Source organism: Bacillus sp. FSL K6-1012, assembly GCF_037964915.1.
Lineage (GTDB): Bacteria > Bacillota > Bacilli > Bacillales > Bacillaceae > Bacillus > Bacillus halotolerans.
The window spans coordinates 3,514,807-3,528,736 of the sequence record NZ_CP150175.1 but is presented as its reverse complement, the minus strand read 5'-3'; the positions used below and the strand labels follow the sequence as shown (position 1 = coordinate 3,528,736).

Annotated in this window: 13 protein-coding genes; 8 read left to right on the top strand and 5 right to left on the bottom strand. The window is 44.7% G+C overall.

Annotated elements, in window-relative coordinates:
- Positions 1-18: 18 nt before the first annotated feature.
- Both NSS75_RS18335 and NSS75_RS18330 read right to left on the bottom strand, forming a co-directional pair.
- Positions 19-1,169 (bottom strand): IS3 family transposase gene (locus NSS75_RS18335; protein WP_339234310.1). Its coding sequence is split into 2 segments (ribosomal slippage): positions 19-896 and positions 896-1,169, totalling 1,152 coding nucleotides; the frame shifts between segments, so codons are not numbered across the junction.
- A gap of 117 nt (positions 1,170-1,286) precedes the next feature.
- Complete coding sequence (locus NSS75_RS18330; protein ID WP_339234306.1) at positions 1,287-2,204, bottom strand: DMT family transporter; 918 nt, start codon at positions 2,202-2,204, stop codon at positions 1,287-1,289.
- Between the two features lie 99 nt (positions 2,205-2,303).
- Between NSS75_RS18330 and NSS75_RS18325 the strand changes: the two genes are divergently transcribed.
- Entirely contained in the window at positions 2,304-3,194 is an 891-nt protein-coding gene (locus NSS75_RS18325; RefSeq protein WP_339234302.1) for a LysR family transcriptional regulator, read from the top strand.
- A 51-nt stretch (positions 3,195-3,245) separates the two neighbouring features.
- Here NSS75_RS18325 and NSS75_RS18320 read toward each other — a convergent pair whose 3' ends face one another.
- Entirely contained in the window at positions 3,246-3,656 is a 411-nt protein-coding gene (locus NSS75_RS18320; RefSeq protein ID WP_101859928.1) for a hypothetical protein, read from the bottom strand.
- Positions 3,657-3,977: 321 nt separating this feature from the next.
- On the opposite strand from NSS75_RS18320, the gene NSS75_RS18315 reads away from it, so the two are divergent.
- Positions 3,978-4,988: an LLM class flavin-dependent oxidoreductase gene (locus NSS75_RS18315; RefSeq protein ID WP_106021985.1), complete on the top strand. Its 1,011-nt coding sequence runs from the start codon at positions 3,978-3,980 to the stop codon at positions 4,986-4,988.
- 46 nt (positions 4,989-5,034) lie between these two features.
- Here NSS75_RS18315 and araR read toward each other — a convergent pair whose 3' ends face one another.
- Entirely contained in the window at positions 5,035-6,123 is a 1,089-nt protein-coding gene (gene araR / locus NSS75_RS18310; RefSeq protein WP_141243758.1) for an arabinose utilization transcriptional regulator AraR, read from the bottom strand.
- A gap of 203 nt (positions 6,124-6,326) precedes the next feature.
- Between araR and araE the strand changes: the two genes are divergently transcribed.
- The 3 genes from araE (at position 6,327) to gap (ending at position 10,096) form a co-directional block, all read left to right on the top strand.
- Entirely contained in the window at positions 6,327-7,721 is a 1,395-nt protein-coding gene (gene araE / locus NSS75_RS18305) for an arabinose-proton symporter AraE (protein WP_024122896.1), read from the top strand.
- Positions 7,722-8,019: 298 nt separating this feature from the next.
- Positions 8,020-9,042, top strand: coding sequence for a gapA transcriptional regulator CggR (gene cggR / locus NSS75_RS18300; RefSeq protein ID WP_185848608.1), 1,023 nt, complete (start codon positions 8,020-8,022; stop codon positions 9,040-9,042).
- Between the two features lie 46 nt (positions 9,043-9,088).
- Entirely contained in the window at positions 9,089-10,096 is a 1,008-nt protein-coding gene (gene gap / locus NSS75_RS18295) for a type I glyceraldehyde-3-phosphate dehydrogenase (RefSeq protein ID WP_010331916.1), read from the top strand.
- Between the two features lie 112 nt (positions 10,097-10,208).
- Here the strand turns inward: gap and NSS75_RS18290 are convergent, their stop codons facing one another.
- A complete protein-coding gene (locus NSS75_RS18290; protein WP_024122894.1) occupies positions 10,209-10,361 on the bottom strand; it encodes a hypothetical protein in 153 nt (50 codons plus the stop codon).
- 48 nt (positions 10,362-10,409) lie between these two features.
- On the opposite strand from NSS75_RS18290, the gene NSS75_RS18285 reads away from it, so the two are divergent.
- Genes NSS75_RS18285 through gpmI form a run of 3 tightly spaced genes read left to right on the top strand, consistent with a single transcriptional unit; the run spans position 10,410 to position 13,914 of the window.
- A complete protein-coding gene (locus NSS75_RS18285) occupies positions 10,410-11,594 on the top strand; it encodes a phosphoglycerate kinase (protein WP_095712992.1) in 1,185 nt (394 codons plus the stop codon).
- Between the two features lie 30 nt (positions 11,595-11,624).
- Positions 11,625-12,386: a triose-phosphate isomerase gene (tpiA, locus tag NSS75_RS18280; RefSeq protein ID WP_010331914.1), complete on the top strand. Its 762-nt coding sequence runs from the start codon at positions 11,625-11,627 to the stop codon at positions 12,384-12,386.
- Entirely contained in the window at positions 12,379-13,914 is a 1,536-nt protein-coding gene (gene gpmI / locus NSS75_RS18275) for a 2,3-bisphosphoglycerate-independent phosphoglycerate mutase (RefSeq protein WP_339234291.1), read from the top strand. Before tpiA ends, gpmI begins: the two co-directional genes overlap by 8 nt.
- Positions 13,915-13,930 lie beyond the last annotated feature (16 nt).

Sequence of the window (13,930 nt, the reverse complement as noted above, 5' to 3'; positions counted from 1 at the left end):
ACAGGGATCAAAACACTTTTATACAGCCAATTGCCGATAGCTTATCGGTGATTGGCTGTTTAGTTTCGTTTGAATACGAATGTTGTTATAATAATAAATGTATTCTTTGACAGTGCGTTCTACGATGGCGGTCGTGGTTCGATTAATGCTGTTAAGATAGAACGTTTCAGACTTTAGTGAGGAATGAAACGATTCGATGGAGGCATTATCAGCGGGCGTCCCTTTGCGGGACATGCTCATGGTAATGCCTTTTGTTTTAACAGCTTTCTGATACTCATAAGATGTATACACAGATCCTTGGTCACTATGTAACACACAGTTCTGAGGCAGTGTTGGCAGTTGCTCAAGTGTGTTTAAGACAAAGTCTTTGTCCTGCTTATCTCCAATCGTGAAAGCAATCACTTCTCCATTGTATACATCCAATATACTGGAAAGGTACAATTGTTTCTGTCCATAAGGCAAATATGTGATGTCCGTTACTAGTTTTTCAAGAGGACGATCAGACTGAAAGTTCCGATTCAATATGTTATCGACCACGGCATATGGCTGCCCATTCTTCTTGCGTTTTTTCACCTTAACCCGGCACTGCCACTGATTTTTCTGCATGATACGCTGAACCGTTTTATGGTTAATACGCATTCCCTTTTTTAATATAGCTGTAATTTTTCGATATCCATATCGATACTTGTGCTCTCGGCACAACGTGCCGATTTGTTTTTCCAAATGGCATTTGGGATGATCTTTCGTCAGGTTCTTTTTCCAACGATAATAAGATGCTCGTGAAATACCTAAATGAACACAGATATTCTGTACGGTCATTGTGTTGCGCAATACTTCTACAAGTTCGACTGACGTTTGACTATCAACTTCCTTTCCAATTCGTTGTACTTTTTTAAAACTTCATTTTGTTGTCTCAGATAACGGTTCTCAGCCTGCAGTTTCTCTAATTCGGAAGAGTACTCCGGACCTTTTCCGTAAGTGTATTGCTTACCAACAGGCTGTTCAAATCGATGTGTTTCCCCAGCCTTATGCCATCTAACCCATGTCTGAACCTGCGTCTTATTCTTGATATTCAATTCCTGCATGATCTCTTTCATAGGCACACCTGCCAATCTCATTTCTACAGCCTTCTGTTTGACTTCAATCGGATAACTCGCTCTTGTTCCCATACAAAAAACACCTCCAAGTCTTATTTCGGATAACAACTATCCGTTTTCAAACTTGAAGGTGTTTTTTATTTGTCTCATCTTATGGGGTCAGTCCCACATCCGGCAAGAGGGTTTTTTTTATTGTGCGGCCTTCTCCTTTACACCAATCGACGCGGTTTTCTGTGCTTTGGATTTCGAATTCACGAGGCAGATGCTCGTGACAATCAGCAGCAGACCCGCCAAGAGGCTTAAGGTGAGCGGTTCATGCAGGAAAATGGAGCTGGCCACGATTGATATGAGCGGGATCAAAAAAGTATATGATGCGACCTTGCTTGCTTCTCCTGAACCGACAAGGGTAAAAAAGACAAGCCAGCCGAGCGCGATGACGAATACAGAGATGAACAGCAGGCTCGTGATAAAAGGAGCTGTCCATTGGATCGCGGAAAAGCTTTCTGTCCCAAAGCCGGATATCAACAGAAACACGCTTCCGATCGTCAGCTGCAAGGCGACCATCCAAATGGAATCGACGCGGCTCCCTGTTTTTTTCATATATACCGTCCCGAACGCCCAGCTGATTGCGGAACCGAGAGCGAGCAGAACCCCAATGACAGAAATATGCCCGCCAAAGCCCGCGGCACTAATGACCGCTACACCCGCAAAACCGAGGATCAGCCCGATCACTTTCATCGCAAACATCGATTCGCCAAGCCACAGCCAAGAAAACACACCCATCAGCACCGGCTGAAAGAAGACGATAGCGGAAAACAAGCCTGCTGGAAGATAATTCAGCCCGATCATTTGCAGACCATAGAATAATGTAATATTTAAAATCGCAGAAACAAGATAAATCGGCCATGTTTCTTTTAAGCGCAATTTATGAATGCGCGGCAGTGCGACAATGACTAATAAAAGTCCGCCGATCAGCGTCCGGATGCCCGCGAACAACAATGGCGGCGAATAGGCGAGCGCTGCTTTCGACAGCGGCCAATTGACGCCCCACATGATGACGAGAAAGGCGAGCAGGAGCGCTGTCCGCGTTTTTGAGAGCTGGTTCACTTTTTGATCACTCCTTGTAGAACTTTTCCATCATATGATACGGTAGAATATAAGATAAATAAAATGAATCTTTTTTATAAGGAGCATAAGTAAATTGTTATGACCATTACACAATTAAGGGTTTTCGTAAAAATAGCTGAAACGGGAAGTTTTACAAAAGCGGGGCAGGCGCTGAACATGACGCAGCCGGCTGTCAGCCATGCGATTTCTGCCATTGAAGCAGAGCTTGATGTGAAGCTGATCATCCGTGACCGCCGCAATGGCCTGATGCTGACCGAGACAGGAAAAAAGGTTTTAGTCCACATCAGGGAAGTTTTAAAAGGTGTTGAAAAAGTTGAACAAGTCGCGGCCGCGGAAAAAGGCTTCGAATTGGGAACGATCCATATTGGCACATTCTCAACTGCCTCGGCTTATTTTATGCCGAAGCTGATCAGTGAGTTTAAACAAAAATATCCGAAACTGGAGCTCGTACTGCATGAGGGAACCGTAAATGAAGTTAAGGAGTGGCTTCACACGCGGATGATAGATGTCGGCATTCTTCTGTATCCAACAGACGAGATGGAGTACATTCATCTGAAAAAAGATAAAATGGCCGTCGTGCTCAGAGATGATCATCCGCTTTGCAGCCGTTCAGCCATTACGCTGAAAGATCTCGATCATGAACCAATAATCGTCTGTGACGGCGGCTATGAATCACCTTTTCACGATATGTTCAGGCAGGCGGGCGCTACGCTGAACGCCGCTTTTACAGTCTATAACATGAACACCTCGATCAATATGATCAGAGAAGGCTTGGGGCTGGCGATTTTATCAGAAATGTCCATGTCGGGCATGCTGCTGCCGGAGCATGTGGTGACGCGGGATCTGGACCCGCAGGTATACCGCGATGTGCAGCTTGCTGTTCCGTCGCTGAAGGAGGCTTCTCTGGCGGCTAAGCTTTTTATTGAGGTTGCGCAGGAGCTGTTTATTGAGGGAAAATACGAATGCTAATATAGGAGCTCATTTTTTTGAGCTCCTTTGCTAATAGATATATATTAATTATTATCGGTTTATCTTAAAAGTATTGGTAGTGTTTGTTGCTTTAGAACCATTAAAGGTAGCTTTAACACGATAATAGCCTGTTTTACAACCTTTTAGAGAAAATGATTTAGTCACCCGGTACATAAAAGAAAAAGTCGTTTTTTTGCAAGTAGTCCATTTACTACCGGACTTTCGTTGTAAGTAGAGGTTTCCTTTAAATGTACTAGCTCCTGGATACGGCGATGCAAGAGTAAAATCAACGGTTGTTGCTTTTTTAGTGTAGTAGGATGCATCAGTAAATCCATTTACATTTAAGTAGTGTTGATTACCAGACCAAAAATCAGCTGCTAAGGCTTTATTAGTGTTACCACCTAAAATTAATGTTGCTAATAAGATTGTGGTAAACCCTGTTATTAAGAATTTTTTTAACATAGAAACTTCCTTTCTTTTTATTATATTACTAATATTAACATTATCGACATTTGTTTATCAAGAATGGTTATATTAATTTAGGAAATTTCACTTGTGTTAAAAGGGCATTAGGGATTTTGATCTAGTATATATAAATACTAAACTATTTATCTTATATTCATAATAATTTTGTATTTTCTAGTTGAAAATTGTTCGAATCTCATCGAATCAAATTCTTTTAATCCTAAACGCAGTTGTGTTATGGTGTGATAGAAGTCCTTTCGATAAAGACATAACAGCATGAGGCTGTTTACTTATATCACAACTGCAAAGGAGAACAATATGTCTAACAACCAACGCAAAGATACCTTGCTTTCTGTCTTGAATTTATCTCCTGTTGTTCAAGGAGGAACGATAGCAGAGTCATTCCGAAACAGCATGGACTTGGCGCGCCGTGCTGAGGAATGGGGCTATCATCGCTACTGGCTCGCTGAGCATCATAATATAGAAGGTGTCGCAAGCTCTGCCACATCGGTTCTGATTGGCCATATTGCCGGCGGTACAAAGAAAATCCGCGTCGGTTCCGGCGGTATTATGCTTCCGAACCACTCGTCACTTGTAATCGCTGAACAATTCGGCACACTGGAAACACTGTATCCCGGACGGATTGATCTGGGGCTCGGACGTGCACCGGGAACAGACCAATTGACTGCAAGGGCGCTCCGCAGAAACATCGGCAGCGGTGAAGATTTCCCAGAACAATTAGAGGAACTGCGCAATTACTTTAAACCGTCAGGAAACGTGCGCAATCAAGTCCGCGCCATTCCGGGAGAGGGCATAGATGTGCCGATTTGGCTGCTGGGCTCAAGCGATTTTAGTGCCCGTCTTGCAGGTGAGCTGGGCCTTCCGTTTGCATTCGCTGCTCATTTCTCACCGGCGAATACGGTTCCCGCTTTGGAGCTGTACCGCAATTCCTTTACACCGTCAGAAGTGCTCGATGAACCGTATGCGATGGTCGGCGTAACGATTATCGCCGCAGATACAAACGAGAAAGCGCAGCATCTGGCTACATCGCATTACCAGCGATTCCTTGATCTTGTCCGCGGCACGCCGAACCAGCTGAAGCCGCCAGTAGAAGACATGGATCAAATCTGGAGCCCATATGAAAAGGCAATGGTTCATGAGCAGCTTAGTTCAACCATCGTCGGCGGTCCTGAAGAAGTGAAGGAAAAGCTCGAAGACTTTGTCAAAACAACTCAGGCCGATGAAATTATGGTCAACTCAGAAACCTTTGATCACGCTGACAGAATGCGTTCATTTGAAATCGTGGCTGACATTTGGAAAAACAGATAAAGGCCATAAAAAAGCAATGTAAAGGGGAAACCCATACATTGCTTTTTTATTCATTCAGCTTTCTTGCGGACTGACGGATGATCAGCTCAGGCTCAAAAATGACATCTTCCTGCTTAGGCTTTTTATGCTCTAAACAGTCAATAACATATTTTGCAGCCGCTTTTCCCAGCACAGACTTTGGGTGCTTCACAGAGGTTAATTTCACCTCAGAGATTTGCGCGAAATGGGAATCATCATACCCAACGATGGACATATCCTCAGGCACCTTGATATCCATCTCCCGAAGCATATCAATAACCTTCAGTGCAATTTCATCATTATAGCAAAGAATAGCAGTCGGCATGTTTTTGCTGTTTTTCTCCAATGTCTCTTTTACTTTCTCCAGCAGCTTTGATTCCTTTTCTTCCGTCGTAAACGTCACAATCATATCCGGAGAAGGAAATAACTCACGCTCGCGATGCGCCTGTATAAATCCGTTCATCCGTTTGACACCCTGCGTGTCATCAGCTTTAAAAATACCCATCATGTGCGTATGGCCGAGAGAGAGCAGGTGCTCGGCCGCCATCATGCCGCCTTTCACATCATCCAGAGTAAAACTCGGTGCGGCAAGCTCGGCGTATGACGCATTAATCATCGCAAAAGGAATGCCGTTTTTTTCTAAATTGAGATAGTAGCCAATATTCGGCGTTTGCAGAGCGCTTTTTGTCGGTTCTACAATCAATCCGTCAATATGCTGTGACAGCAGGTTTTCTAATCCTCTGCGTTCATTATCCGGATTGTTGTTTGTGCTTGTCAGAAGCATAGAATATCCCTGCTCGCTTAAATAAGACTCGATTCCCCTAATGATGCTCGGAAAAATATAGTCTGATATGTAGGTCGTCAGAACGCCGATCGTTTTATTGGAATGCAGCGCTGATTTAGCAGAGCGTGAAGCGACAAAGGTGCCCCCGCCTTGCACGCTGTAAAGCAGGCCTTGCGATACGAGGTCTCCGATGGCTTTACGAATGGTATGCCGGCTGACGCCAAATTGCTGCATTAACTCGTTTTCGGTAGGGATCTTTTGATCGGGCAGAATTTTGCCTTGATTAATCCATGAACTGATTTCTTCTTTTACTTGAGCATATTTTGGTAACATATCCATTCCTCCAAAATGTATACGGACAAATTTTAGTATATCACAGTGATCTATACAAGAAAACATTGACAGAAAATGCAAACGGGATTATTCTATATTTGTACGTACTAATAAACAATAATTTTCGTTAAATTTTTAAATAAGTACGTACAATTGGAACGGAAAATGTAAACGCTTTACTCAACTTTCGGGAGGGCAGAGAAATGAAGAATACTCCAACTCAATTAGAACCAAATGCTCCTGTAACAAGAAGCCATTCAATGGGATTTGTGATTTTGATATCATGCGCGGCGGGGCTTGGCGGTTTATTGTACGGCTATGACACTGCAGTTATTTCCGGTGCTATTGGTTTTCTAAAGGATTTATACAGCCTGAGTCCGTTCATGGAGGGGCTGGTGATTTCAAGCATTATGATTGGAGGAGTTGCGGGAGTCGGGGTATCCGGGTTTTTAAGCGACAGGTTCGGACGCAGAAAAATCTTAATGACAGCGGCCCTGTTATTTGCGGTATCAGCAGTTGTTTCTGCTGTTTCACAAGACGTGTCGACCTTAATCATCGCGAGGATTATCGGAGGTTTAGGGATCGGAATGGGTTCGTCATTATCCGTGACTTATATTACAGAAGCGGCGCCGCCCGCCATACGCGGAAGTTTATCTTCCTTATATCAGCTCTTTACGATACTGGGTATTTCCGCAACGTACTTTATTAATCTCGCTGTCCAGCGTTCCGGAACATATGAATGGGGCGTGCAAACCGGATGGAGATGGATGCTCGCTTACGGAATGGTGCCATCCGTTATTTTTTTCCTAGTCCTGCTGGTCGTGCCGGAAAGTCCAAGATGGCTGGCGAAAGCAGGCAGAACAAAAGAAGCGTTATCGATTCTGACACGCATTAATGGAGAAACTGTCGCAAAAGAAGAATTGAAGAACATTGAAAACTCTTTAAAAATAGAACAAATGGGGTCACTATCACAGCTCTTCAAACCAGGTCTCAGAAAAGCGCTTATCATTGGAATCCTGCTGGCGCTCTTTAATCAAGTGATCGGCATGAACGCCATCACCTACTACGGACCGGAAATCTTTAAAATGATGGGATTCGGACAAAATGCCGGATTTGTGACAACCTGTATTGTCGGTGTCGTGGAAGTCATTTTTACCGTCATCGCAGTTTTATTGATTGATAAAGTCGGGCGCAAAAAACTGATGTCCATCGGTTCTGCTTTCATGGCTATTTTTATGATCTTAATCGGGACTTCGTTTTATTTTCAGTTAACAAGCGGATTTATGCTGATCTTCTTTATATTAGGGTTTGTCGCCGCGTTCTGTGTATCGGTCGGGCCGATCACATGGATTATGATTTCTGAAATTTTCCCGAACCATCTGCGGGCGAGAGCCGCAGGGATCGCCACCATCTTTTTATGGGGAGCAAACTGGGCGATCGGGCAGTTTGTGCCGATGATGATCAGCTCGTTCGGACTGGCCTACACGTTCTGGATCTTTGCCGTCATTAACATTCTCTGCTTCCTGTTTGTCGTCACAATCTGTCCGGAAACGAAGAATAAATCGCTCGAAGAGATTGAAAAGCTATGGATAAAATGAAAACGCTTTAAAATATGTAGCCCTTTCGATTGAGAGGGCTCTTTTATTTTGTGCGCACCATTAACGGTCTGCTGTATAAGATAGAGATATAAAGGAAAAAATAATGAATAAGAAACGCAGCTGCATGAAAACTGCGCGAATATTGTCGATGAATTGGCTCTTAACAGTTGAATAAACATTTCCACCCTGTTAAAATAATTAAAGAAAGCAGAAATAATTTTTTTTGGCTATGATGGGACGTTTTTTGTCATAGCGGGACGTTTGATGTCCAGCAAAAAAAGGAAGGAACGTTTGAGTCATGAACCAGTTAATACAAGCTCAAAAAAAATTATTGCCTGATCTTCTGCTCGTTATGCAAAAGAGGTTCGAAATCTTGCAGTATATCAGGCTGACAGAACCCATCGGCCGCAGAAGCCTCTCTGCCAGTCTCGGAATCAGCGAGCGTGTGCTGAGAAGCGAGGTTCAGTTTTTAAAGGAACAGAATCTGGTCGATATTAAAACAAACGGCATGACGCTGACAGAAGAGGGTTATGAACTGCTTTCCGTTTTAGAAGATACGATGAAAGATGTTTTAGGTTTGACGCTTTTGGAAAAGACATTAAAAGAACGTTTAAATCTAAAGGATGTCATTATTGTATCCGGAGACAGCGATCAATCCCCATGGGTCAAAAAAGAAATGGGAAGAGCGGCTGTCGCATGTATGAAAAAAAGATTTTCAGGCAAAAATATCGTCGCTGTGACCGGCGGTACGACAATTGAAGCTGTCGCCGAGATGATGACGCCGGATTCTAAAAACCGCGAGCTTTTGTTTGTGCCTGCAAGAGGCGGGTTAGGCGAAGACGTAAAAAACCAGGCGAACACCATATGCGCGCATATGGCGGAAAAGGCTTCAGGCACTTACCGGCTTTTGTTTGTTCCGGGTCAGCTGTCACAAGGCGCCTATTCATCTATTATTGAAGAACCTTCTGTCAAAGAGGTGCTGAACACGATTAAATCAGCGAGTATGCTGGTTCACGGAATCGGCGAAGCTAAAACTATGGCTGAGCGGAGAAACACACCTTTAGAAGACTTAAAGAAAATAGATGATAACAACGCGGTGACAGAAGCGTTCGGCTACTATTTTAACGCGGACGGCGAAGTGGTCCACAAAGTGCATTCTGTCGGAATGCAGCTGGATGACATAGACGCCATTCCCGATATCATAGCGGTAGCGGGCGGATCATCAAAAGCCGAGGCGATCGAGGCTTACTTTAAAAAGCCGCGCAACACGGTTCTCGTCACTGACGAAGGAGCCGCAAAGAAGTTATTAAGGGATGAATAATCCCTCAATATAAATATCTCTCACTTATTTAAAGGAGGAAACAATCATGGCAGTAAAAGTCGGTATTAACGGTTTTGGTCGTATTGGACGTAACGTATTCCGCGCAGCATTAAACAATCCTGAAGTTGAGGTAGTAGCGGTTAACGATTTAACAGATGCTAACATGCTCGCTCACCTTTTACAATATGATTCTGTACACGGAAAATTAGACGCTGAGGTTTCAGTTGACGGTAACAACCTTGTTGTTAACGGTAAAACAATTGAAGTTTCTGCAGAACGCGATCCTGCTAAACTTAGCTGGGGTAAACAAGGCGTTGAAATCGTAGTTGAATCTACTGGTTTCTTCACAAAACGCGCAGACGCTGCGAAGCACTTAGAAGCTGGCGCGAAAAAAGTAATCATCTCTGCTCCTGCTAACGAAGAAGATATCACAATCGTTATGGGTGTTAACGAAGATAAATACGATGCGGCTAACCACGACGTTATCTCTAACGCATCTTGCACAACAAACTGCCTTGCGCCGTTTGCAAAAGTACTTAACGACAAATTCGGCATCAAACGCGGTATGATGACAACAGTTCACTCTTACACAAACGATCAGCAAATTCTTGATCTTCCGCACAAAGACTACCGTCGTGCGCGTGCAGCAGCTGAAAACATCATCCCAACTTCAACTGGTGCTGCTAAAGCAGTTTCTCTAGTTCTTCCTGAACTAAAAGGCAAACTGAACGGCGGAGCAATGCGTGTTCCAACTCCAAACGTTTCTTTAGTTGACTTGGTAGCTGAACTGAACCAAGAAGTAACAGCTGAAGATGTAAATGCAGCTCTTAAAGAAGCAGCTGAAGGAGATCTTAAAGGAATCCTTGGCTACAGCGAAGAGCCATTAGTTTCTGGCGACTACAACGGAAACAAAAATTCTTCTACAATCGATGCTCTTTCTACAATGGTTATGGAAGGCAGCATGGTAAAAGTAATCTCTTGGTACGATAACGAAAGCGGCTACTCTAACCGCGTTGTTGACCTTGCAGCTTACATCGCTAAAAAAGGTCTTTAATTCATAGCTGAAAAAAGGACCTTACTTGGTTCTTTTGAATAGAAGCGCTATAATGAAAGCGGACAAGGGAAGGGGACGGACTCCCTTTCCCTTTTTCCATGAAGACCGGCTTTCAGAAAACGTTCTGTGAAAGAGAAGCATCTGCGTTTTGCAGCTTTCCGGCGCCTTCGCCTGCGGCCACTGCCCTGGCTTCAGACGATCTGCCCTGTGCCGAAAAGTATGCGATCTGCCCTCGCGGAGTAATCGCTTGATCAGACGGTTTCACGTTTTTCGTGCTGCATGCAAACCATTTTGAAGGAGGATCTCCTAAAGCATGAATAAGAAAACTCTCAAAGACATCGACGTAAAAGGCAAAGTTGTATTCTGCCGCGTTGACTTTAACGTTCCAATGAAAGACGGGGAAGTAACAGACGATACACGTATCCGTGCTGCACTTCCGACAATCAAACACCTTGCAGACCAAGGCGCGAAAGTCCTTCTTGCGAGCCACTTAGGCCGCCCGAAAGGCGAAGTTGTTGAGGAGCTTCGTTTAACTCCTGTTGCTGCACGCCTCGGCGAACTGCTTGGCAAAGAAGTGAAAAAAGCGGATGAAGCATACGGTGATGCTGTAAAATCACAAATTTCCGACATGAAGGACGGAGACGTTCTTGTATTGGAAAACGTACGTTTCTACCCTGGTGAAGAGAAAAATGATCCTGAGCTTGCAAAAGCATTTGCTGAGCTTGCAGATGTATATGTGAATGACGCATTCGGTGCTGCCCACCGTGCTCATGCATCTACAGCTGGAATTGCCGAGCATCTGCCAGCGGTTGCAGGTTTCTTAATGGAAAAAGAGCTTGACGTACTCGGAAAAGCAATTTCCAACCCCGATCGTCCGTTCACTGCCATTATCGGCGGAGCGAAAGTAAAAGATAAAATCGGCGTCATCGAAAGTCTTCTTGATAAAGTAGACAACCTGATCATCGGCGGCGGTCTTGCTTACACATTCGTTAAAGCGCTTGGTTATGAGGTTGGTAAATCTCTGCTTGAAGAAGATAAAATCGAGCTTGCGAAAACATTTATGGATCGCGCGAAAGAAAAAGGCGTTAACTTCTACATGCCTGAAGATGTACTCGTTGCAGATGATTTCTCTAACGATGCAAACGTAAAAATTGTGCCGATCTCTGAAATCCCTAGTGATTTAGAAGCGATTGACATTGGTACAAAAACACGCGAAACGTATGCTGATGTAATCAAAAACAGCAAACTTGTCGTGTGGAACGGACCGATGGGCGTATTCGAAATCGACTTGTTCGCTCAAGGAACAAAAGCGGTTGCGGAAGCATTGGCAGAGGCAAAAGATACATACTCTGTCATCGGCGGAGGAGACTCTGCAGCAGCGGTTGAAAAATTCGGCCTAGCTGACAAAATGAGCCACATCTCAACAGGAGGCGGCGCATCCCTTGAGTTCATGGAAGGCAAAGAGCTTCCAGGGGTAGCTGCACTGAACGATAAATAATTTTAAAACTGCTATAAGGAAGTGGAACAGATGAGAAAACCAATTATAGCCGGTAACTGGAAAATGAACAAAACACTCGGCGAGGCTGTCAGCTTCGTTGAAGAAGTGAAATCTTCCATTCCAGCAGCAGACAAAGCGGAAGCTGTTGTTTGCGCGCCAGCGCTTTTCCTAGAAAAGCTGACTTCTGCTGTTAAAGGCACTGACCTTAAAGTCGGCGCCCAAAACATGCACTTCGAAGAAAGCGGCGCGTTCACAGGCGAAATCAGCCCGGTTGCTCTGAAAGACCTTGGCGTTGACTACTGCGTCATCGGCCACTCTGAGCGCCGTGAAATGTTCGCTGAAACTGATGAAACAGTTAACAAAAAAGCACATGCTGCTTTCAAACACGGCATTGTGCCGATCATCTGTGTTGGAGAAACGCTTGAAGAGCGTGAAGCCGGCAAAACAAATGATCTTGTGGCTGACCAAGTGAAAAAAGGCCTTGCTGGTCTTTCTGAAGAACAAGTTGCAGCTTCTGTTATTGCTTATGAGCCAATCTGGGCAATCGGAACAGGCAAATCTTCTACATCTAAAGATGCGAACGACGTGTGTGCGCATATCCGTAAAACCGTCGCTGAAAGCTTCGGCCAAGAAGCGGCAGACAAGCTTCGCATTCAATATGGCGGAAGCGTAAAGCCTGCAAACATTAAAGAATATATGGCAGAGTCCGATATTGACGGTGCTTTGGTCGGCGGCGCGAGCCTTGAGCCACAGTCATTCGTTCAATTATTGGAGGAAGGTCAATATGAGTAAAAAACCAGCTGCACTCATCATTCTTGATGGGTTCGGATTACGAAACGAAACAGTAGGGAACGCAGTCGCTTTGGCGAAAAAACCGAATTTTGACCGCTATTGGAATCAGTATCCTCATCAGACACTGACTGCTTCAGGCGAGGCTGTAGGTCTTCCTGACGGACAGATGGGGAACTCCGAAGTAGGCCACTTAAATATCGGTGCGGGCCGTATTGTGTACCAAAGCTTAACACGCGTAAATGTTGCCATTCGCGAGGGAGAGTTCGAACGCAATCAAACATTCCTTGACGCGATCAGCAACGCGAAAGAAAACGACAAAGCCCTGCATCTGTTTGGTCTATTATCAGACGGCGGCGTGCACAGCCATATCAATCATTTATTCGCGCTGTTAAAGCTTGCGAAAAAAGAAGGACTGACAAAGGTATATATCCATGGCTTCCTTGACGGCCGTGATGTAGGTCCGCAAACAGCGAAAACGTACATCAACCAGCTGAACGAACAAATCGAGGAAATCGGTGTCGGAGAAATCGCCAGCATTTCCGGACGCTACTATTCAATGGACCGCGACAAACGCTGGGACCGTGTAGAAAAAGCGTACCGTGCAATGGCATACGGCGAAGGCCCGACATACCGCAGCGCACTGGATGTTGTTGATGATTCATATGCGAATGGAATCCACGATGAATTCGTTATTCCATCTGTCATCACAAAAGACAACGGTGAGCCTGTTGCGAAAATCGAAGACGGCGATTCTGTGATTTTCTATAATTTCAGACCGGACCGCGCCATCCAGATTTCCAACACGTTCACGAACAAAGACTTCCGCGATTTCGACCGCGGCGAGAATTATCCGAAAAACCTGCATTTCGTCTGCCTGACTCACTTCAGTGAAACAGTTGACGGCTATGTGGCGTTTAAACCGATAAATCTTGATAATACAGTCGGAGAAGTATTATCTCAGCAAGGATTAAAACAGCTTCGAATTGCAGAAACTGAAAAGTATCCGCACGTCACGTTCTTTATGAGCGGCGGCCGTGAAGCTGAATTCCCGGGTGAGGAGCGTATTCTTATCAACTCGCCGAAAGTCGCAACATACGACTTGAAGCCTGAAATGAGTGCGTATGAAGTGAAGGACGCGCTTGTCAAAGAAATCGAAGCTGACAAGCATGACGCGATTATCCTTAACTTCGCAAACCCAGACATGGTCGGCCACTCCGGAATGGTTGAACCTACAATTAAAGCGATTGAAGCAGTGGACGAATGCTTAGGCGAAGTCGTTGACGCGATTCTCGCTAAAGGCGGACACGCTATCATTACCGCTGATCACGGTAATGCTGATATTCTGATCACAGAATCAGGCGAACCGCACACTGCACATACGACAAATCCAGTCCCTGTAATTGTTACGAAAGAAGGCATCACGCTGCGTGAAGGCGGAATCCTAGGCGACCTTGCACCAACGTTATTAGACCTTCTCGGTGTTGAAAAACCGAAAGAAATGACTGGAACATCTTTAATTCAAAAATAAGCTGAAAATCAAAGGA